Below are 20,713 nucleotides of genomic sequence, written 5' to 3'. Positions count from 1 at the left end.
GACCACCTGCTCGCCATAGGTCGCGATGACCGCCGAGGAGATATAGACATTGCTCTCCGACAGGGTGCGCGCCAGATCGTAGAGCAGGCCGGGCCGGTCGCGGGTGTCGACCTCGATGATGGTGTAGATCTCCGAGCCCTCGTTGTCGAAGGCGATGGAGGTCGGCACGTTGAAGGCCTTCTCGCGTTTCTTGAGCTTGCCCCGCGACAGGATCGCCTCGCGCGGTTTGACCTCGCCCATCAGCGTCTTGCGGATCATGTCGCGCAGGCGCGGGATGCGGTTTTCCTCGTAGGGCGCGCCCTCGGCATCCTGGATCCAGAACGCCGCGGTGGCGTAGCCGTCCTTCGAGGTGAAGGTGCGCGCATCGACCACGTTCGCACCGACAAGCGACAGCGCCCCCGCCAGCCGGGCGAAGATGCCCGGATGATCGGCCAGCGCAAAGCAGACCCGCGTCGCGTCGCGATCCTCGTCAGGGTGGATGTCGATGCGGATCTCGGTATCGCCGATATCGCGCAGCAGCCGGGCAAACACCGCGTGGGCAGTGACATGCAGCCCCTGCCAGTAGGGATCGTAATGCCGCGCGGTCTCGGTGCGCAGGTCCTTGGCATCCCAATCCACCAGTTCCTCGCGCAGGGCCTTCTTGGCCTCGGCGCCGCGGTTCTCGCGGTTGAGCGCCTCCATGCCATCCTCGAGCGCGCGGCGGGTCTGGCGGTAGAGCGCACGCAGCAGCGCCGCCTTCCAGTTGTTCCAGACGCCGGGGCCGACGCCGCGGATGTCGCAGACCGTCAGCACGGTCAACAGGTCGAGCCGCTCCTTGGTCTGCACGGCCTTGGCGAAGTCGCGCACCGTGCGCGGATCGGCGATGTCGCGCTTCTGCGCCATGTCCGACATCAGCAGGTGGTAGCGCACCAGCCACTCGACCGTGGCGCATTCCGCCTTGCTGAGGCCCAGCCGCGGCGCCACCTTGCGGGCGATACGGGCGCCGACCACCGAGTGATCCTCGTCGCGCCCCTTGCCGATGTCATGCAGCAGCAGCGCCACGTAGAGCACCTTGCGGTTGACGCCCTCCTTGAGGATCGTCGAGGCGACGGGCAGTTCTTCGACGAGGTTGCCATGCTCGATATCGCTCAGGTTGGCGATGCACTGGATGGTGTGCTCGTCGACCGTGTAGGCGTGATACATGTTGAACTGCATCATCGCGACGATCGGTTCGAACTCGGGAATGAAGACCCCGAGCACGCCAAGCTCGTTCATCCGCCGCAGCGAGCGCTCGGGATTGCCGTGCTTGAGCAGCAGGTCGAGGAACAGGCGCCGGGCCTCCTTGTCGCAGCGCAGCTCGTCGTCGATCAGGTGCAGGTTGGCCTTGATCAGGCGCATGCCGTGCGGATGCAGCAGCAGGCCGGTGCGCAGCCCTTCCTCGAAGTAGCGCAGCAGGTTCAGCTTGTCGGCCAGGAAGGCCTCGTCATCGGCGATGGCAAGGCGGTTGTTGACCACCTCGTACCCGTCCTTGACCTGCGGGCCGCGCTTGAACATGCGCAGCAGCAGCGGGGCGTCCTTCTGGTGCTCGGCCTCGAGCGAGGTCAGGAAGATCCGGGTCAGGTCGCCCACCGCGGTGGCATGGCGGAAATAATCCTGCATGAACCACTCGACGGCGCGGCGCCCGCCGCGATCGACATAGCCCATGCGCTCGGCCACCTCGACCTGCATGTCGAAGGTGAGCTGTTCGACGGCACGGCCAGCGGCAAGGTGCATATGGCAACGGACCGCCCACTGGAACTCCTCGGCGCGCATGAAGAGATCGTATTCCTCGCGCCGGAACACGCCGATCCGCACCAGTTCCTCGGCGTCGTCGGTGTGGTGGATGTACTTGGTGATCCAGTAGAGCGACTGCAGATCGCGCAGCCCGCCCTTGCCCTCCTTGACGTTGGGCTCGACCACGTAGCGCAGGCCCTGCTTGCGGTGCCGATTGCCACGTTCCTCGAGCTTGGCGGCCACGAAGGCGCGCTCCGAGCCCTTGAACAGGTCGGACCAGAGCCGGGACTCGAGCTCGCGCGCCAACGGCTCGTGGCCGATGATGAAGCGGGTCTCGAGCATCGCCGTGCGGATGGTGAAATCCTCGCCGCCGAGGCGGATGCAGTCCTTCACCGTGCGCGAGGCGTGGCCGACCTTCAGCTTCAGGTCCCAGAGGATGTAGAGCATCGACTCGATGACGCTCTCGGCCCAGGGGGTGATCTTCCACGGGGTCAGGAACAGCAGGTCGACATCCGAATCCGGTGCCATCTCGCCGCGACCGTAGCCGCCGACCGCCATCACCGTCAGGCGTTCGCCCTCGGTCGGCGCGTTGAGCGGATGCAGGCGCACCGTCGCCAGTTCGAAGACCAGCCGGACGATGCCGTCGGTCAGCCAGGCATAGGCCTCGGTGGTCGGGAAGGCGGCGCGGGGTTTCTCGGCGAAGGCGGCCGCGATGACCTGGCGGCCGCGGTCACGCTGGGCGGACAGGAGCTTCACCGCGATGGCGCGCACCTGCGCTTCGGTCTCGGCCTCTGCGACCTTGGTGAAAAGCTCGGCGCGGAGGGCGGGAAGGTCGAAGATTTCCGATGCCGGCGCGATCAGGTCGTCCGGCATCGGGCCTTGCATGAGGTCTTCAGAAACCTGCGCCGGAGAAGCTGGAGGGGGCAGGGTCAAGGATCACCATCTGGTTGTTACGCACGGTTGCGACGGCCAGACCACGCTCGTTGGTGCCATCGCTTTTCAGGCGGAATACACCGCCCGTGCCCTGGAAACCAGCCGATTGCGTCAGCGCGCGTCCGGTAAGGGCGTCACCGCGACCTTGTTTCACCAGTGCGCCGATGGCGGCGATGCCGTCGAAGGCAAGACCGGCCAGCGGATGCGGGTTCTCGCCATAGGCGGCGCTGTAGCGGGCGGTGAAGTTGCGCTGCATCGACTGGTTGGGCAGCGCAAACCACGCGCCGTTGGCGCCGGGGTAGGCGAAGAGCTCGGGCTTCACGTCCCAGCGGGTCAGACCGAGATACTGGAACTCGTCGGGGCTCAGCCCGTTCTCGGGCATCACCTGCAGCAGCAGCGGCATAGCGGCGTTGGTGGCGTCGGTGGTGATGAAGACCGAATCCGCGCCCGAATTGCGGGCGATGTCGCCCATCGACCGCGCGGTGCCGGTCACGCCCTCGACGCTGAGCGGGTAGGGTTGCACGGTGGCCACGCGCACGCCGTTCTGTGCTGCGGCCTGCTGGATGGCGTTGCGGCCGAACTGGCCGGGCACGTCCTCGGAATGCAGGATTGCCACGCTCTTGAGGCCGTTGCTGCGGCCGTAGCCCATGAGCCGGTCGGCCGTGTTGACGAAGGTCGGTCCGAGCACGAAGAGGTTGCCCCCGGCGATCGACGGGTTGTTCGAGAAGGACAGCACGTTGACGCCCTCGTCGGCGACCACCTTGCTGGCCTCGACCGCAACCTCTCCGCGCAGCGGCCCGAGGATGATCTTGGCGCCTTCGTCGACCGCGCGCTGGGCCTGCGCTGCCGCCGTCGCCCCCGAGCCGGCGGTGTCGTAGACCGCGAGATCGATGGTCACGCCGTCGAGATCGGCGATCGCCAGCCGCGCGGCATTCTCGAGGTCGCGGGCAATCGGACCGGCGCTGGCATCGCTCTGCGGCACCAGCAGCGCCACGCGCACGGTCTCGTTAGGGTTGATTCGCGGGCCGCCGCTGTTTGATCCCCCGCGATCGGTCATCGTGGACACGTCGCAGGCGGTGACGAGGCCTGCGGCTGCCAACACGGCAGCGGTGCAGAGCGCCTTGCGGGCGCGGGACAAAACGGCGAACATGGTGGAGAACTCCCTCGGTGAAGGGCACGGGTTAAAGTCCCGCGCAGGTTTACAAGGGATCATAGTCCAGCAAGGAGATGGGTCCAGAGATGAATCCGGAAAGGGGCGGATTGGCGCCGGGACTCTACATGGTGGCGGTTCCGATCGGGAATGCGCGCGACATCACGCTCAGGGCGCTCGACATCCTGCGCGACGCCGATGTGCTGGCCGCCGAGGACACCCGCAGCCTGCGCCGCCTGCTCGAGATCCATGGCGTGCCGCTGGGAGATCGCGCGGTGCTGGCCTATCACGATCACAACGGTGCCAAGGTGCGCCCGCGGCTGCTCGAGGCTCTGGCCGAAGGTCGTTCGGTGGCCTACGCCTCCGAGGCCGGCACGCCGATGATCTCGGATCCGGGCTTCGATCTGGTGCGCGCGGCGCGCGAGGCCGGGTTGCCGGTGACCACGGCGCCCGGTGCTTCGGCGGTGATTGCGGCGCTGACCATCGCGGGTCTGCCCACCGACCGCTTCCTGTTCGGAGGCTTCCTGCCCAACACCTCGAGCGCCCGCCGCAAGGCGCTTGAGGAACTGCGCACGGTGCCGGCGACGCTGGCCTTCTACGAGTCGCCCAAGCGCGTGGGCGCGATGCTGGCGGATGCGGCGGCGGCGCTCGGGCCGGACCGCCCGGCCGCGGTCTGCCGCGAGCTCACCAAGCGCTTCGAGGAATGCCGCGAGGGCAGCCTCTCCGAGCTTGCCGAGCACTACGCGGAGGTAACGCCCAAGGGCGAGATCGTGGTGCTGATTGGCAAAGGCGATTCAGAAGATATTAGCGATTCTGACCTAGACCGCTCCCTGACCGAGGCGCTGCTGACGATGTCGGTGCGCGACGCCGCCGATGCGGTCTCGGGCATGTATGGCGTGAAACGGCGCCCGGTCTATCAGCGTGCCATGGCATTGGTGAAGGAGCGGGCCGAAGACGGGGAGTGATCCCCGGAGGAGGGGATCCCATGTCGATGATGGGCCAGCAACTCAGTTTCGATTTCCGCAATCCTGCGACTCTCTCGCAAGCCCATGAGGACGGGCGCCGAGCCCGCGTCGAACGTGGAGCGCTCGGCCATCGCGCCGGGCTGTCCGCCGAAGCCCGGGTGGCGCAGGATTATGAGCGCCGGGGCTACCGCGTGGCGCGTCAGCGCTGGCGCGGGCGCTGCGGCGAGATCGATCTGATCCTGCACGATGGCGCTGGCCTGATCTTCGTCGAGGTGAAGAAAAGCCGCAGCTTCGATCGCGCTTTGCAGCGCCTGTCATCCCGGCAGATCGCCCGCCTGCTGCGCGCGGGCGAGGAATTCGCCGGCACCCAGCCGCGAGGGTCGCTCACCGAGATGCGCTTCGACGTGGCCTTGATGAACGAGCATGGCATGATCCGCGTGGTGGAGAACGCGCTTGGCCCCTGAGGGGGCATTGCCAGTCCCGGGTCTGTGGGCCATGTATGGCGAAAGCCAGAGCGGGAGAGCCCATGAAGATCGCCTTTCAGATGGACCCGATCGGTCCGATCGACATCAATGCCGACAGCACGTTTCGACTGGCCGAGGAGGCTCAGGCACGCGGGCACGAACTGTATTACTACCTGCCGGACCACCTCTCCTTCCAGGAAGGGCGCATCATGGCGCGGGCGCGCTCGCTCAAGGTCAAACGGGTGCAGGGCGATCATGCCGAGCTCGGCCCGCTCGAACTAATCGATCTGGCCGAGGTCGACGTGGTCTGGCTGCGGCAGGATCCGCCCTTCGACATGCACTACATCACCACGACCCACCTGCTCGAGCGGCTGATGCCCGGAACGCTGGTGGTCAACGATCCGTTCTGGGTGCGCAACTCGCCGGAAAAGCTGCTGGTGCTGAACTTCCCCGAGCTGACGCCGCCCACCACCATCGCCCGCGATCTCGAGACCATCCGCGCGTTCAAGGCCAAGCATGGCGACATCATCCTCAAGCCGCTCTACGGCAATGGCGGTGCAGGCGTGTTCCGGCTCGACGAGAACGACCGCAACCTCAGTTCGCTCTACGAGCTCTTCACCGGCTTCTCGCGGGAGCCGCTGATCGTGCAGAAATACCTGCCGGCGGTGACCAAGGGCGACAAGCGGGTGATCCTCGTCGACGGCGAACCGGTGGGTGCGATCAACCGCGTGCCGGCGGCCAACGAGGTCCGCTCGAACATGCATGTGGGCGGGCGCCCGGAGAAGGTCGAGCTGACCGAGCGCGACCGTGAGATCTGCGCCAAGATCGGCCCGATCCTGCGCGAGAAGGGGCAGGTTTTCGTCGGCATCGACGTGATCGGAGACTGGCTGACCGAGATCAACGTCACCTCGCCCACCGGCATCCAGGAACTCGAGCGGTTCGACGGCGTCAACGTGGCCGAGAAGATCTGGCAGGCGATCGAAGCCAAGCGCGGATGAGCCGGCGGCTCGCCGCGCTCAACCTGGTTCTGCGCCTCGCGGTCAAGCCGCGGCTGGCGCGGACGGTAGGTCCGGGCGCGGCGGAGCGCGACTTTCGCCGCATCGGGGCGCTGGCGCTGCGCCAGCCGCCCTACCTCCGCCGGATCGCGCGGCCGGGCGGGCTGCACTGGATCAGCGCCGGGCCCTGCGCGCCGGGCAAGGTGATCCTTTATTTCCACGGTGGCGGCTACATCTCGGGCAGCCCCGTGACCCATCAGGGCCTGATCGCGCGGCTCTCGAAGCTGGCGCGGATCGAGGCTTGCGCACCGGACTACCCGCTGGCGCAAAACGCGCCGGTCCCTGCCGCATTCGAGGCTGCCCATGCCGCGTGGCGGCGCTGCCTTGCGCTGGGCTACGCGCCGGAGCGCATCCTGCTGGCGGGGGATTCCGCCGGCGGCGGGCTGGCGCTGGCGCTGCTGGCGCAGTGCTGCGCCGAGGGCACGCCGCCTGCCGGGGCCATCGCGTTTTCGCCCTGGACAGATCTCGCGATGACCGGCGAGAGCCTGCGTACAAACGCCGACGCCGATCCCTTCCTGCCGGTCGCCCGTATCAAGGAACTCGGCGCAATCGTGCTTGGCGGCAGCGACCCGACAGATCCGCGCGTCTCGCCACTCTACGGCAGCTTTCCCGGCTGCCCGCCGGTGCTGATCTGCCATTCCGGGACCGAGATCCTCGCCGACGATGCCCGCAACATGGCGGCGCGCCTGCGCGATCAGGGCGGCGAGGTGACGGTGCACGAACATCCCGACGCGCCGCATGCCTGGCCGGTCTTCGATGGCTGGATCCCCGAGGCCCGGGCGACGCTGCGCCTCGCGGCGCGCTTCGCTCAGTCCTGCCTCGCGGCGACCAGCCGGTAGCTCAGCGCCTCGGCCACATGCGGGCGGCGCAGGGCGTCGTCCCCCGCGAGATCGGCGATGGTGCGGGCCACCCGCAGGATGCGGTGATAGCCGCGCGCCGACAGGCCAAACCGGTCGGCGGCGCGCAGCAGCAACGCGCGGCTCTCGGCATCCGGTGCGGCGATCTCCTCGAGAAGCTGCCCTTCCGCATCGGCATTGGTGCGCAGCCCGGGATGGTCGGAGAAGCGCTCGGCCTGCCTGAGACGTGCGGCGGCGACGCGGGCTGCGACGGTGGACGAGTCGTCGCCGGAGGCGGGTAGGTCGAGATCGGTAAAGGCGACGGGGGGCACCTCGATGCGCAGGTCGAAGCGGTCCATCAGCGGCCCCGAGATGCGCCCGAGATAGTCCTCGCCGCAGACCGGCGCGCGCGAGCAGGCGCGGGCCGGGTCGGTCAGGTGGCCGCAACGGCAGGGATTGGCGGCAGCGATCAGCAGGAAGCGGCAGGGATAGCTGACATGGGCGTTGGCGCGCGAGACCATGACCTCGCCGCTTTCGATCGGCTGGCGCAGGGTCTCGAGCACGGTGCGGGGGAACTCGGGAAACTCGTCCATGAACAGCACGCCGTTATGGGCGAGGCTGACCTCGCCGGGGCTGGCCCGCCGCCCGCCGCCGATGATCGCCGCCATCGAGGCGGTGTGATGCGGCGCGCGGTAGGGTCGTGCGCGGGAGATGCCGCCCTCGTCGAGCAGGCCCGCGAGCGAGTGGATCATCGAGGTCTCGAGCGCCTCGGGGGCCGTGAGGGGCGGCAGGAGGCCGGGCATGCGCGCGGCCAGCATCGATTTGCCCGAGCCGGGCGTGCCGACGAGGATCAGGTGGTGCCGCCCGGCGGCGGCGATCTCGAGCGCGCGCTTGGCGCGCTCCTGACCCTTGACGTCGCGCAGGTCGCGGTGGCGCGAAGTGGCGGGCAGCTCTCCGGGCTCGGCGGGGGCGATCGGCGCGGCGCCGCTGTAATGGCGCACCACCTCGGTCAGGCTGCGCGCGCCGAGCACGCGGCAGGCACCGACCCACGCCGCCTCGGGGCCGGAGGCGAGGGGGCAGAGCAGGGTGCGCTCCTCCTCGGCGGCGGTCATCGCGGCGGGCAGGGCGCCGGGCACCGCCACCAGCGTGCCGTCGAGCGCCAGCTCGCCAAGGGCCATGGTCCGCGCGATCTCGTCCCTGGGCAGGATCTCGAGCGCGGCGAGCAGGCCGAGCGCGATGGGCAGGTCGAAATGCGAGCCTTCCTTGGGCAGGTCGGCGGGCGAGAGATTGACGGTGATGCGCTTGGAGGGCAGCGCGATGGCCATCGCGGTGAGCGCCGCGCGCACCCGCTCGCGCGCCTCCGAGACCGCCTTGTCCGGCAGGCCGACGATGGCGAAGGCGGGCACGCCCGCGGTCACGGCGCATTGCACCTCGACCGGGCGGGCCTCGACGCCTTCGAAGGCCACGGTATAGGCATGTGCGACCACGCGCGCCCCCTTTCCCTGTCGCCCGAGCCTGAGGCGCGGATGGTTAGGAAAAGGTTAAGGCGACAGCATCCGCGTTAAACGCGCGCGCTCAGAGCAGCTTGGCGAAGGCGGGCCAGGCGGTCGGGTCGCGCAGGGTCTTGTCGCGGCAGAAGGCGTTGCAGAAGCCGAAGACACGGCCGTCGAGCGCGAGGAAATGCGTCACCGGATCGCCCGAGTAGGGGCAGCGCGCGTTCTCGGACGGGCCGCTTTCGACCGCGTGTGCCTCAAGCGGCGCCGGGCCGGGCCATGGGGCGGCTTCGTGATCGCGGTCGTACCACGGCAGGTGCTCGTTGCGGGCGAGCCCCATGGCGCGCCAGCGCCGGAAGGCGGGATCGGCAAGATGGGCCGCGACATAGGCGCGGGCGACCGCGCCAAGCTCGAGCCCGTAGCCCGCGATGCGTGCGGCCACCGGGGCAAAGAAGGCATCGGCCGCGCTGTAGGCGCCGAAGAGCCAGGGGCTGTCGCCGGCAAAGCGGTCGCGGGCGAGGGACCAGAGCGCCTCGATCCGGGTCAGATCGGCGCGGGTCTCGGGGGACGGTTCGAACCCGGCATAGGCGGTCGAGAGATTCATCGGGCATTGCTCGCGCAGCGCGCCGTAGCTCGAGTGCATCTCGGCGCTCATGCTGCGCGCGCTCGCGCGGGCCTGCGGGTCGGCAGGCCAGATCCCGGCGTTTGGGTAGCGCGTGGCGAGTTCCTCGGCGATGGCGAGGCTGTCCCAGACCAGCGCGCCGTCTTCGGTGAGCAGGCAGGGCACGGTGCGCGCCGGAGCGATCTCGGAAAGTTGATCGGCGACCGGACCGTCAAGGAAACTGATCCGGGTCACCGAAAAGGGCAGGCCGAAGCGCTCGAGCAGCAGCCAGCCGCGCAGCGACCAGCTGGAATAGGTGTAATCCCCAAGAAACAAGCGGTTGGTCATCTCTCGCCTCGTGCTGAAAATGCTCTAGATCCACCGATACAGCCGATCAGCGGCGCGCGGAAATTCCGATTTGTGCGCATCGGCATCAGCGCCGGGAATGGGCCCGGTAGGCGGGTTTTTGCTCTGCCGCGAGAAAAATGTGCCTCAGCGCGAAACTATTCGCGGCCCCGTTGCGTTGCTCAGAAACAAGAGTGTGCGAGAAGGCGGGGTCTCCCGTCCAAGAAACCGATGGGGAACGCGAATGACACCTGAGGCCTTCAACGATCAGACCCTCTCCCGCAAGGCCATGAAGGCCGAGCTTCTGGATGCCGAGACCGAGTTGCAGCTGGCCTATGCCTGGCGCGACCATCGCGACGAGGCGGCGCTGCACCGCCTGATCACCGCCTATATGCGGCTGGCGATCTCGATGGCGGCCAAGTTCAAGCGCTACGGCGCGCCGATGGGCGACCTGATCCAGGAGGCCGGTCTTGGCCTGATGAAGGCCGCCGACAAGTTCGACCCGGACCGCGGCGTGCGCTTCTCGACCTACGCGGTGTGGTGGATCAAGGCCAGCATCCAGGACTACGTGATGCGCAACTGGTCCATGGTGCGCACCGGCTCGACCTCCTCGCAGAAATCGCTGTTCTTCAACATGCGCCGGGTACAGGCCCGTCTCGAGCGCGAAGCCGCCGCCGAGGGCCGCACGCTCGAGCGCCACGCGCTGCATGCGGCCATCGCCAAGGAAGTGGGCGTGCCGCTTCACGATGTGGAGATGATGGACGGGCGTCTTTCGGGGTCGGATTTCTCGCTCAACGCGACCCAGTCCACCGACGAGGACGGGCGCGAGTGGATCGACACGCTCGAGGATGACGGCGAGCAGAGCTCGTCGCTGGTCGAGGGCAAGCTCGACAACGCCCAGCTGCGTGAGTGGCTTGTGGTGGCACTGACCTCGCTGAACGAGCGCGAGCGTTTCATCGTGCGCGAGCGCAAGCTGCGCGACGAGACCCGCACGCTCGAGAGCCTCGGGCAGGAGCTTGGCCTCTCGAAGGAGCGGGTTCGGCAACTTGAAGCCGCCGCCTTCGTGAAAATGCGGAAGTCGCTTGAAGCACAGTCGCGAGAGGTGGCACAGTTCCTCGCATGATGCGACCTGTCCAGCTTTGCGCCCCGCTGCTCTCCCTGACACTGGCTGCTTCCGCGGCACTGGCGCAGGAGGCGGGCGAGGATGCGCGCAAGCTGGAAGAGGCGCAGGTGGTGTTTCTGGGCGAGGTTCATGACAACCCCGCCCATCACCTCCGTCAGGCTGAGCTGGTGCGCGAGATCAAGCCGGTGGCGCTGGTCTTCGAGATGCTGACCAACGAGCAGGCGGCGCTGATCCAACCTGAACATCTGGAAAACGAGGCCGCGCTGGCCGAGGCGCTCGACTGGGAAAACTCGGGCTGGCCCGATTTCTCGATGTATTACCCGATTTTCGAGGCGGCCGGCGAGGCCGCGATTTTTGGCGCGGCGATGCCGCGCGAAGAGGCGCGTCGCGCCGGGAACGAGCCTCTCGACAAGGTCTTCGGCCCGAGCGCCGGGTTTTACGGCCTCGATGAGCCGCTGCCGCCGGAACAGCAGGCGGTGCGCGAGGCGATGCAGATGGCCGCCCACTGCGATGCGCTGCCTGCCGAGATGCTGCCGATGATGGTCGGGATCCAGCGCCTGCGCGACGCACGCCTTGCCGAGACCGCGCTCGAGGCGCTGTCGATGCATGGCGCGCCGGTGGTTGTCATCACGGGAAACGGCCATGCCCGCACCGACTGGGGCGCACCCGCGCTGATCGCCATGGCCGCCCCCGAGGTGCCGGTGGCGGCGCTGGGGCAGGGCGAGGCCGGGCGCGGCGCGCCGGACGGTCGCTTCGATCTGCTGGAAGAGACCGAGGCGGTCGAGCGCGACGATCCCTGCGCTGCCTTCGAAGACGGCAAGGCTCCGGCCAATTGAGTTTTCCCCGCCCGCGCCTTAACAGGAGAGGTGACGGGCAAGGGAGTGGCGCGGGATGCTGTCGGGCAAGCGAATTCTTCTCATCATCAGCGGCGGCATCGCGGCCTACAAGGCGCTCGAGCTGATCCGCCGCCTGCGCGAGCGCGGCGCTGCGGTGACCCCGGTGCTGACGCCCTCGGCGCGGGAGTTCGTCACGCCGCTCTCGGTGAGCGCGCTGGCGGGCGAGAAGGTCTATGGCGATCTCTTCGATCTGACCGACGAGGCCGAGATGGGCCATATCCAGCTGTCGCGGGTGGCCGATCTGGTGCTGGTCGCGCCGGCCACCGCAGACCTGATGGCCAAGATGGCGCAGGGGCTGGCGGGCGATCTCGCCTCGACGCTGCTGCTGGCCACCGACACGCCGGTGATGATCGCCCCCGCGATGAACGTGCGGATGTGGCAGCACCCCGCCACGCAGCGCAATCTTGAGACCCTGAAGGGCGACGGCGTCAGCGTCGTGGGCCCCGACGAGGGCGACATGGCCTGCGGCGAATACGGGCCGGGGCGGCTGGCCGAGGTGCCGCAGATCGTGGCCGAGGTCGAGCGCGCGCTGGCCGACGGGCCGCTCAAGGGCCGCCGGGTGCTGGTCACCTCTGGGCCCACCCACGAGCCTATCGACCCGGTGCGCTACATCGCCAACCGCTCCTCCGGCGCGCAGGGCACGGCAATCGCCGAGGCGCTGCGCGATCTCGGCGCCGAGGTGGTCTTCGTGACTGGGCCGGCCGAGAAAGCCCGGCCCACGGGCGTCGAGGTCATCGAGGTGGAAAGCGCGCTCGAGATGCGCGCCGCGGTGCTGGGGGCGCTGCCGGTCGCGGCCGGCGTGTTTGCCGCCGCGGTAGCGGATTGGCGCGTGGCGCAGGCCTCGGGCTCCAAGATCAAGAAGCAGGCGGGCAAGCTGCCGGTGCTGGAGTTCTCCGAGAACCCCGACATCCTCGCCGAGGTCTCGGCGCTGGGCGACGACCGCCCCGGTCTCGTGGTGGGCTTTGCCGCCGAGACCGACGACGTGGTGGCCCATGCCACCGCCAAGCGACTGCGCAAGGGCTGCGACTGGATCGTCGCCAACGACGTCAGCCCGGCGACCGGCATCATGGGCGGCAGCGAGAATGCGGTGGTGCTGATCTCGGATGCGGGCGCCGAGGCGTGGCCGCGCATGGGCAAGCGCGCGGTGGCAGAGCGGCTGGCGGCGCGGATCGCCGAGGCGCTGGGCGCCTGAGCGCGGCTTTTCGACAGAACAGGAAGGAAATCGACGTGGTCACGATTGCGGTGATGTGGGACGAGGGTGCGGATCGGGCGCTGGGGCTGCCGGCTTATGCGACCTCGGGAGCGGCGGGCGCGGATCTTCGCGCCAACCTGCCCGACCGGGGGGAGGTGGTGCTGGCGCCGGGTGCGCGGGCGCTTGTGCCCACCGGGCTGCGGCTGGCGATCCCCGACGGCTGGGAGGTGCAGATCCGGCCGCGCTCGGGTCTGGCGCTGAAGCACGGCATCACCCTGCCCAACAGCCCCGGCACCATCGACAGCGATTATCGCGGCCCGCTCGGGGTCATCGTGATGAACGCAGGCGACGCGCTCTTCACCATTTCCCATGGCGACCGCATCGCGCAGATGGTGGCCGCGCCCGTCGTGCAGGCCGGGTTCGACCTGGTCGAGACGTTGCCCGAGACCGCGCGCGGGACGGGCGGGTTCGGTTCGACGGGCGTCTCCTGATGCTGCTGGTCCTCGTGCTTGCTGCGGCGCTCTGGGGCATCGGGCGGCTGATGGGGGCCTCGCGGCAGGCGCGGCTCTACATGCTGGGACTGCTCTATGTCGCGGTTCTGGCGCTGCATCTGGTGTTGCCCGACGGCCACCCGCTGCGCATGGCCACCGGCGAGAGCCCGGCGCTCTGGGCGATCCTCGGCGGCTTTGCGGCGCTGGCGTTGGCCTATGGGCTGGTGCTGCGCCGGGTGAAGGGGCGGGCGGTGGCGCAGGAGGCGGCGCGGGCGCCAGAGGTGCCGGAGCGGCGCGGGCGGTTCGGCGAGGCGGAGCTTGAGCGCTATGCCCGCCACATCGTGCTGCGCGAGCTCGGCGGGCCGGGACAGAAGGCGCTGCGCGAGGCGAAGGTGCTGGTGATCGGCGCCGGGGGGCTTGGCGCACCGGCGCTGCAATATCTCGCCGCCGCCGGGGTCGGAACCATCGGGGTGATCGACGATGACGTGGTCGAGAACGCCAACCTGCAGCGGCAGGTGATCCATACGGATGCGCGCATCGGCATGCCCAAGGTGTTCTCGGCGCAGGCGGCAATGGAGGCGCAGAACCCCTACGTCGACGTGCGGCCCTATCACCGACGGCTCGATGCGGAGAGCGCGGAGCTGCTCTTTGCCGAGTACGACGTGATCCTTGACGGCACCGACAATTTCGACACCCGCTACCTCGCCAACCGCTTTGCGGTGGCGGCAGGAAAGCCGCTGGTCTCCGGCGCGCTGAGCCAGTGGGAGGGGCAGCTCTCGGTGTTCGATCCGCAGAGGGGCACGCCGTGTTATGAGTGCTTGTTTCCCGAGGCGCCGGCGCCGGGGCTGGCGCCGTCCTGCGCCGAGGCCGGGGTGCTGGGGCCGCTGCCGGGTGTCGTTGGCGCGATGATGGCGGTGGAGACCGTCAAGCTGATCGCCGGGGCGGGGCAGCCGCTGCTGGGCGAGATGCTGATCTATGATGCGCTCTGGGGTGAGACGCGGAAGATTGCGCTGAAACGGCGCGAGGGCTGTCCGGTCTGCGGCTGAGCCTCGGGCGGCGCGCGCTCCTCCAGCCCTTGCGGGCTGTCCTCGCGGGTTTGGCTGGTGTTGCATCTTTCGGTGGGCGTCGCGTGCCTTGGAGCGTCGGATGCCTCCGGCGGGAGTATTCTTGACGAAGAGAAGATGGGGGCGTTTGGTGGGGGCAGTTAGCGGTCCTTGTCCTCTCTGGTTTGTGGGTGTTGTGCCTTTTGGTGGGCGCCGTGCGGGTGGCGGGGGGATGCCTCCGGCGGGAGTATGTTCGACGAAGAGAAGAGGGGACGTCTGGCGGGGGTGGTGAATGTGTCTTGCGGGCATTGTCGCGGGCGCGGGGCGGGCTTAGCTTCAGGACAAAAGGAGTCTCGTACATGACCAACCCGCTGCTTGCCGACTGGGACACGCCGTTCCGGATCGCGCCCTTCGACCGCATCTCTGATGACGATTTCGCCCCGGCCTTCGAACAGGCGCTGGCCGAGCATCTCGCCGAGATCGAGGCCATTGCCGACAACCCCGAGCCCGCCAGCTTCGACAACACGATCCTGGCGATGGAAGGGGCTGGCGAGGCGCTGGACAAGGTGCTCTCGGTGTTCTTCTCGGTTGCGGGCGCCGACAGCAACGAGGCGCGGCAGGCGCTGCAGCGCGACTTTTCGCCGAAGCTCGCGGCGCACAGCTCGGCGATCTATGCCAACGCGCGGCTCTTCGGACGGGTGGCCGATCTTTGGGCGCGGCGCGAGGAGCTGGGCCTTTCGGACGAGGAAGCCCGCGTGCTCTACCTCACCCATCGCGGCTTTGTTCGGGCCGGCGCGGCGCTCGAGGGCGATGCGGCGGAGCGCATGAAAGAGGTCAAGTCGCGGCTGGCGGTGCTGGGGACGGAGTTCACCCAGAACCTGCTCAAGGACGAGGCGGAGTGGTTCATGCCGCTCGAAGAGGCCGATCTCGAGGGGCTGCCGGGCTTCGTGGTGGATGCGGCGCGTTCGGCCGGTGAGGCGCTGGGGCAGGACGGGCCGGTGGTGACGCTGTCGCGCTCGCTGATCGTGCCGTTCCTGCAATTCTCGCCGCGCCGGGATCTGCGGCAAAAGGCCTTTGAGGCCTGGGCGGCACGCGGCGCCAATGGCGGGGAGACCGACAATCGCGGCATCGCCGCCGAGGTGCTGGCGCTGCGCGAGGAGCGGGCCAAGCTGCTGGGCTATGCCGATTTTGCCTCCTACAAGCTCGAGACCGAGATGGCGGGCACGCCGGAGCGGGTGCGCGAGCTCCTGATGCAGGTCTGGGAGCCGGCCCGGGCGCAGGCGCTGCGCGATGCCGCCGAGATGGAGGAGAGGCTGCGCGAGGACGGCATCAACGACGCGCTGCAGCCCTGGGACTGGCGCTACTACGCCGAGAAGCGCCGCAAGGCGCTGCACGATCTCGACGAGGCCGAGCTCAAGCCCTACCTGCAGCTCGAGCGCATGATCGAGGCCGCCTTCACCTGCGCCACCCGGCTCTTCGGGCTGGAGTTCAAGCCGCTCGACGTGGCGCTCTACCACCCCGATTGCCGGGCATGGGACGTGACCCGGAACGGCGAGCACCTCGCGGTGTTCATCGGCGACTATTTCGCGCGGGCGTCCAAGCGCTCGGGGGCCTGGTGTTCGGCGATGCGCAGCCAGGCCAAGCGGCCCCGCGTCGAGACGCCGATCGTGGTCAATGTGTGCAACTTTGCCAAGCCGCCGAAGGGCAAGCCGGCGCTGCTCTCTTATGACGACGCGCGCACGCTGTTCCACGAGTTCGGCCACGCGCTGCACCAGATGCTCTCGGATGTCGAGTTCGGTTCGGTCTCGGGCACCTCGGTGGCACGCGACTTCGTCGAGCTTCCGAGCCAGCTCTACGAGCACTGGCTCGAGGTGCCGCAGGTGCTCGAGGAGTTCGCCACCCATGCCGAGACCGGCGCGCCGATGCCCAAGGCGCTGCTCGACAAGGTGCTGGCGGCGGCAACCTTCGACATGGGCTTCCAGACGGTGGAATACGTGGCCTCGGCGCTGGTCGACCTCGAGTTCCACTCCGGCGCGGCGCCGGGCGATCCGATGGCGCGGCAGGCCGAGATCCTGCACGGAATCGGCATGCCGCAGGCGATCACCATGCGCCACGCGACGCCGCATTTCGCCCATGTCTTCGCCGGGGACGGCTATTCCAGCGGCTACTACAGCTACATGTGGTCCGAGGTGATGGATGCGGACGCCTTCGCCGCCTTCGAGGAGGCAGCCGATGCCTTTGACCCGGCGACGGCGGAGAAGCTCGAGAGTTTCATCCTCTCGAAGGGCGGCTCGCAGGAGGCGGAGGATCTCTACACCGCCTTCCGCGGCCGGATGCCCGGGGTCGAGGCGCTGCTCAGGGGGCGCGGGCTCGCCGCCTGATCTCAGAAGGGTTCGCGCGTCAGCGTGAACCCGTCCTCCTCCAAGAGCCGCGCCACGCCCTCGGCCCCCGGCAGGTGGGCGGCGCCGAAGGCGGCGATGACCGGGCCGTCTGTCGTCGCGGCGGCCTCGAGGATCACCGGAAGCCAGGCGCGGTTGCGGCTCGCCAGCAGCGCCTCGTTGGTCTCCTCGATCAGCGCTTCGGCCTCGCCGGGGGCATAGGCGCCGCTGCGCTGCATCAGGATGCCGGAGAGCGCCCACATCTCGCCGGGGCGTTCGTCGAAATAGGCGGCCACCGTGGTGGCCATGCCGTCCTCGCCCTGATCCTCGGTGGCGAGCGCCATCGACATCATCTCGATCTGCTCCTCGAGCGGGGCGGCGTTGAAGATGCCGAAGGCGGTGTCGAAAGGCTCCAGAGGCAGGGTCGGCACGCCGGCCTCATCGGCCAGCGCCTCGAGGCGAACGTCGAGCCCGTTCTGCTCCTGCATCGCGGCCTGGGCACAGGCCGGCAGGGCCAGCATCATCGACAGATACCAGGGCCGGAACTTGGCGGCCATCACGCCGGGGATGCCGCGCGCCTTGGCCGCCTCTGCCAGCGCCTGCCAGTCGTCTTCCGGCATCAGCTCGGGCAGGGTCGTCTCGGTCAGCAGCAGCAGCTCCGGGCGGTCGGACATTGCGCCGATCAGTTTCGCCTGCTCGGCCTGTGGCATCTCGAGCAGCAGCGCGCCGGCCTCGGCAATGACCGGGCGCAGACGGTCGACCGGGCCGTCGAGCCGCGGGTCGCTGAGGTGCATGGTGCCGACGAGGTGGATGACCTCGCCATCCTTCTCGGCGCGCCAGTGATTGCCGGTGGCGAAGGGCATGTCGGCGATGAGGGCGTCGAGCTCGGCGCGTTCGCCGGGGCTCAGGCTCTGGCGCAGGTCGGTGCCCTCGCAGGCGGCGTGCGCGCCGGCAGGGGTGAGGGAGAGCCCCAGCAGGGCGGCAAGGATCAGGCGGCGCATCGGGTCTTTCTCGCTGGTCGGGCAACGGGGCGGCAACAGGTCGGGCGCAGGCTAGGGCAGGGGATGGACAGCGGCAAGCGGCGGGGTCACTCTCCGCGCCATGCAGCGGGAAAGTGAACTCTACGCGCCGGTCAAGGCGCTGCTCATGGGGCAGGGCTACGAGGTGAAGGGCGAGGTCGGCGCCGCCGATCTGGTGGCGATGCGGGGCGCCGAGCCGCCGGTGATCGTCGAGCTGAAGCTGAAGATCTCGCTGGCGCTGTTCCATCAGGCGGTGGCGCGGCTGACGCTGAGCGACGCGGTCTATATCGCGGTGCCGAAGCCCTCGGGGCGGACGGCAAGGCGGGCGCTGAAGGACAACCTCGCGCTCTGCCGCCGGCTGGGGCTGGGCTTTATCGTGGTCAAAGAAGGCCGGGCCGAGGTGCTGTGCGATCCGGGGCCTTACGCGCCGCGCAAGAACAAGCGCAAGCAGGCCCGGCTCCTGCGGGAATTCCAGCGCATCGAGGGCGATCCGAACGCCGGCGGCGCGACCCGGCACGGCATCGTGACGGGCTACCGGCAGGACGCGCTGCGCTGCGCGGCGCATCTGGCCGAGCACGGCGCCTGCCGGGGGCGCGACGTGGTGGCGGCGACCGGCGTGAAGGAGGCGACGCGGATCATGCGCGACAACCATTACGGCTGGTTCGACAAGATCGAGACCGGTGTCTACGCGATCAGCGCCGAGGGCCGCGCCGGGCTCACCCACTGGGCCTATAGTTGGTAGCTCAGATTTCCTCGGTGCGCGCGGCGGCTTCGGCAGCGTTGGCGGCCTCGGCCCGGGCAATGTTGCGCTGACGCTTGGCGGCGACGCGCTCGCGGTTCAGCGTGTAGAGCCCGGAGGCCACGATGATGGCGCAGCCGATCAGGGTCCAGAGGTCGGGCAGGTCCGAAAACAGCAGGAAGCCGTAGAGCGTGCTCCACAGGATCATCGAATATTGCATCGGCGCCACCACCACCGCCTGCGCCACGTCAAGCGCACGGATGATGAAGATCTCGCCGGTGGCGGCGCAGAACGCCATGCCGGCGGCGACGAGCCAGACCCACCATGCGCCGGGTGTCTGCCAGACGATCAGCATCGGCACGGTGAGCAGCAGGGTCGAGGTGATCGAGGTATAGGCCACGGTGGTGGCAATGGTGTCGTCCCCCGCCAGCAGCCGCGACAGCACCTGTCGCGTGGCAAAGGCGGTGGCGGCGGCGACGGTGATGAAGATCGCCGGGTGGAACACGCCCATGCCGGGGCGGATCACGATGAGCATGCCGATGAAGCCCACCGCCACGGCGGCCCAGCGGCGGATGCCCACTGGCTCCTTCAGCACCAGCGCGCCGATCGCGGTGACGATGAAGGGCGCGATGAAGGTCACCGCCGTGGCGTCGGCCAGAGGCACGTGGCGGATGGCGAGGATGAAGAGCGCCGCCGAGCAGGTCGCCAGCACCCCGCGCGAGATCTGCACCACCGGGTGGCGGGTGCGCAGCACGTGCAGGCCGCGCATCGCCAGCATCACCATCACGCCCGAGAACAGCCCGAGCTGCCGCATCCAGACTACCTGCATGGCGGGCAGTTCGGTGGTCAGCAGCTTGGCCATGGCATCGGTCGCGCCGAAGAAGACGAAACCGAGCGTGATCAGAAGGATGCCCTTCATGTTGTCGGGCGCGGGACGGGCGGGCGCGTGCGGCACCACGACGGATGCGGCGGGATGAGGGGGCATGTCTGGCTCTTGGGCTGGGACGGCGCGTAAGGGCGCATTCTTGGTATACCATTTCACGAATTGCGCGCGGACGCCATGGCTTTCACGCCGCTTGTCGCCGCCACAGAAACCCCGGGCAGGGGCGATCGGCATATTTGCGCGCAACGGGTTTCGATCCGGAAAATCGTTCTTAGGTGAGGGGTGCGAGACGCTCGGGAGGGGCGAATTTTTCGAGATCCTCCCGTTGACACGACTCGCGACGGTCCCTAGCTATGCGCCATTAGCACTCAGAAGAGGTGAGTGCTAACGGCCCCGCAAGGGGCTGTTACTGGGACAAACTTTGAGCCAGGAGTACTCGAAGATGGCATTCAAACCGCTTCATGACCGCGTGCTGGTCCGCCGCGTTGAGAGCGACGAGAAGACCAAAGGTGGTCTGATCATCCCCGACAGCGCCAAGGAAAAGCCCGCAGAGGGCGTCGTGGTCGCATGTGGTGAAGGCGCACGCAAGGACAGCGGCGAGCTGATCGACATGGCCGTGAAGGCCGGTGATCGCGTCCTGTTCGGCAAGTGGTCGGGCACCGAGGTTTCGATCGACGGCGAAGAGCTGCTGATCATGAAGGAATCGGACATTCTCGGCATCACCGAAGCCGCCTGAGACCCGTTTCCCAGAACTGACCGGCGGGTGCGCCCGCCTATCCCCAACAGAATTCAGGAGAACTGACAGATGTCTGCAAAGGACGTGAAGTTCGATACCGACGCCCGCACGCGCATGCTCAAGGGTGTGAACATCCTCGCCGACGCGGTGAAGGTGACCCTCGGCCCGAAAGGCCGCAACGTTGTGCTCGACAAGTCCTTCGGCGCTCCGCGCATCACCAAGGACGGTGTTTCGGTCGCCAAGGAAATCGAACTGGAAGACAAGTTCGAGAACATGGGCGCCCAGATGGTGAAGGAAGTCGCTTCCCGCACCAACGACGAAGCGGGTGATGGCACCACCACCGCCACCGTGCTGGCCCAGGCCATCGTCAAGGAAGGCATGAAGTCGGTCGCAGCGGGCATGAACCCGATGGACCTCAAGCGCGGCATCGATCTGGCCACCGCCAAGGTCGTCGACGCCATCAAGGCGGCTGCCCGCCCGGTGAACGACTCCAACGAAGTCGCCCAGGTCGGCACCATCTCCGCCAACGGCGAAGAGGAAATCGGCCGCCAGATCGCTGACGCGATGCAGAAGGTCGGCAACGAGGGTGTCATCACCGTCGAAGAGAACAAGGGCCTCG

19 protein-coding genes are annotated in these 20,713 nt (G+C 68.4%); 13 read left to right on the top strand and 6 right to left on the bottom strand.

What is annotated here, in order from left to right; all coding sequences use genetic code 11:
* Nucleotides 1-2,625 (bottom strand): [protein-PII] uridylyltransferase (locus AC6RA4_RS10625; protein WP_500160111.1); only part of this gene is annotated, 2,625 nt, incomplete at its 3' end.
* 19 nt (nucleotides 2,626-2,644) lie between these two features.
* Entirely contained in the window at nucleotides 2,645-3,835 is a 1,191-nt protein-coding gene (locus AC6RA4_RS10620; protein ID WP_500160109.1) for a penicillin-binding protein activator, read from the bottom strand.
* Nucleotides 3,836-3,924: 89 nt separating this feature from the next.
* On the opposite strand from AC6RA4_RS10620, the gene rsmI reads away from it, so the two are divergent.
* The 4 genes from rsmI (at nucleotide 3,925) to AC6RA4_RS10600 (ending at nucleotide 7,158) form a co-directional block, all read left to right on the top strand.
* A complete protein-coding gene (gene rsmI / locus AC6RA4_RS10615; protein ID WP_500160107.1) occupies nucleotides 3,925-4,800 on the top strand; it encodes a 16S rRNA (cytidine(1402)-2'-O)-methyltransferase in 876 nt (291 codons plus the stop codon).
* 20 nt (nucleotides 4,801-4,820) lie between these two features.
* Nucleotides 4,821-5,264: a YraN family protein gene (locus tag AC6RA4_RS10610; protein WP_500160106.1), complete on the top strand. Its 444-nt coding sequence runs from the start codon at nucleotides 4,821-4,823 to the stop codon at nucleotides 5,262-5,264.
* Between the two features lie 62 nt (nucleotides 5,265-5,326).
* The gene (gene gshB, locus AC6RA4_RS10605) at nucleotides 5,327-6,262 is read left to right on the top strand and encodes a glutathione synthase (protein WP_500160104.1); all 936 of its coding nucleotides are present in this window, start codon (nucleotides 5,327-5,329) and stop codon (nucleotides 6,260-6,262) included.
* Complete coding sequence (locus AC6RA4_RS10600) at nucleotides 6,259-7,158, top strand: alpha/beta hydrolase fold domain-containing protein (protein ID WP_500160102.1); 900 nt, start codon at nucleotides 6,259-6,261, stop codon at nucleotides 7,156-7,158. The genes gshB and AC6RA4_RS10600 overlap by 4 nt, the downstream gene beginning before the upstream one ends.
* Here the strand turns inward: AC6RA4_RS10600 and AC6RA4_RS10595 are convergent.
* Nucleotides 7,128-8,642 (bottom strand): YifB family Mg chelatase-like AAA ATPase, encoded by a 1,515-nt coding sequence (locus AC6RA4_RS10595; RefSeq protein WP_500160100.1) that lies wholly within the window; start codon nucleotides 8,640-8,642, stop codon nucleotides 7,128-7,130. The two genes, AC6RA4_RS10600 and AC6RA4_RS10595, sit on opposite strands and share 31 nt — an antisense overlap.
* A gap of 88 nt (nucleotides 8,643-8,730) precedes the next feature.
* A complete protein-coding gene (locus tag AC6RA4_RS10590) occupies nucleotides 8,731-9,597 on the bottom strand; it encodes a glutathione S-transferase (RefSeq protein ID WP_500160098.1) in 867 nt (288 codons plus the stop codon).
* 241 nt (nucleotides 9,598-9,838) lie between these two features.
* On the opposite strand from AC6RA4_RS10590, the gene AC6RA4_RS10585 reads away from it, so the two are divergent.
* From AC6RA4_RS10585 to AC6RA4_RS10560, 6 genes are all read left to right on the top strand, one after another.
* Nucleotides 9,839-10,717, top strand: a complete 879-nt coding sequence (locus AC6RA4_RS10585; protein WP_500160096.1) for an RNA polymerase factor sigma-32 — start codon at nucleotides 9,839-9,841, stop codon at nucleotides 10,715-10,717.
* A complete protein-coding gene (locus AC6RA4_RS10580; protein WP_500160095.1) occupies nucleotides 10,714-11,553 on the top strand; it encodes a ChaN family lipoprotein in 840 nt (279 codons plus the stop codon). Before AC6RA4_RS10585 ends, AC6RA4_RS10580 begins: the two co-directional genes overlap by 4 nt.
* Before the next feature lie 55 nt (nucleotides 11,554-11,608).
* Nucleotides 11,609-12,805, top strand: a complete 1,197-nt coding sequence (coaBC, locus tag AC6RA4_RS10575; RefSeq protein ID WP_500160093.1) for a bifunctional phosphopantothenoylcysteine decarboxylase/phosphopantothenate--cysteine ligase CoaBC — start codon at nucleotides 11,609-11,611, stop codon at nucleotides 12,803-12,805.
* A gap of 53 nt (nucleotides 12,806-12,858) precedes the next feature.
* On the top strand, nucleotides 12,859-13,296 hold the full coding sequence (gene dut / locus AC6RA4_RS10570) for a dUTP diphosphatase (protein WP_500160110.1): 438 nt from the start codon (nucleotides 12,859-12,861) through the stop codon (nucleotides 13,294-13,296).
* The gene (locus AC6RA4_RS10565; protein ID WP_500160091.1) at nucleotides 13,296-14,342 is read left to right on the top strand and encodes a HesA/MoeB/ThiF family protein; all 1,047 of its coding nucleotides are present in this window, start codon (nucleotides 13,296-13,298) and stop codon (nucleotides 14,340-14,342) included. The genes dut and AC6RA4_RS10565 overlap by 1 nt, the downstream gene beginning before the upstream one ends.
* A 356-nt stretch (nucleotides 14,343-14,698) precedes the next feature.
* Nucleotides 14,699-16,720, top strand: coding sequence for a M3 family metallopeptidase (locus AC6RA4_RS10560; protein ID WP_500160089.1), 2,022 nt, complete (start codon nucleotides 14,699-14,701; stop codon nucleotides 16,718-16,720).
* A 2-nt stretch (nucleotides 16,721-16,722) separates the two neighbouring features.
* Here the strand turns inward: AC6RA4_RS10560 and AC6RA4_RS10555 are convergent, their stop codons facing one another.
* Complete coding sequence (locus tag AC6RA4_RS10555) at nucleotides 16,723-17,718, bottom strand: TraB/GumN family protein (RefSeq protein ID WP_500160087.1); 996 nt, start codon at nucleotides 17,716-17,718, stop codon at nucleotides 16,723-16,725.
* A gap of 100 nt (nucleotides 17,719-17,818) precedes the next feature.
* On the opposite strand from AC6RA4_RS10555, the gene AC6RA4_RS10550 reads away from it, so the two are divergent.
* Nucleotides 17,819-18,478 (top strand): DUF2161 domain-containing phosphodiesterase, encoded by a 660-nt coding sequence (locus tag AC6RA4_RS10550; RefSeq protein WP_500160085.1) that lies wholly within the window; start codon nucleotides 17,819-17,821, stop codon nucleotides 18,476-18,478.
* Nucleotide 18,479: 1 nt separating this feature from the next.
* Here the strand turns inward: AC6RA4_RS10550 and AC6RA4_RS10545 are convergent, their stop codons facing one another.
* Complete coding sequence (locus tag AC6RA4_RS10545; RefSeq protein WP_500160083.1) at nucleotides 18,480-19,460, bottom strand: DMT family transporter; 981 nt, start codon at nucleotides 19,458-19,460, stop codon at nucleotides 18,480-18,482.
* A gap of 340 nt (nucleotides 19,461-19,800) precedes the next feature.
* On the opposite strand from AC6RA4_RS10545, the gene AC6RA4_RS10540 reads away from it, so the two are divergent.
* Together AC6RA4_RS10540 and AC6RA4_RS10535 are read left to right on the top strand one after the other, a co-directional pair.
* Nucleotides 19,801-20,094 (top strand): co-chaperone GroES, encoded by a 294-nt coding sequence (locus tag AC6RA4_RS10540; RefSeq protein WP_222601894.1) that lies wholly within the window; start codon nucleotides 19,801-19,803, stop codon nucleotides 20,092-20,094.
* A gap of 69 nt (nucleotides 20,095-20,163) precedes the next feature.
* Nucleotides 20,164-20,713: TCP-1/cpn60 chaperonin family protein (locus tag AC6RA4_RS10535; RefSeq protein ID WP_500160081.1), on the top strand; the 550-nt coding region annotated here is incomplete at its 3' end.

Source organism: Salipiger sp., assembly GCF_059781815.1.
The sequence above is the reverse complement of the archived record's forward strand: the minus strand, read 5'-3'. Positions and strand labels throughout refer to the sequence as shown.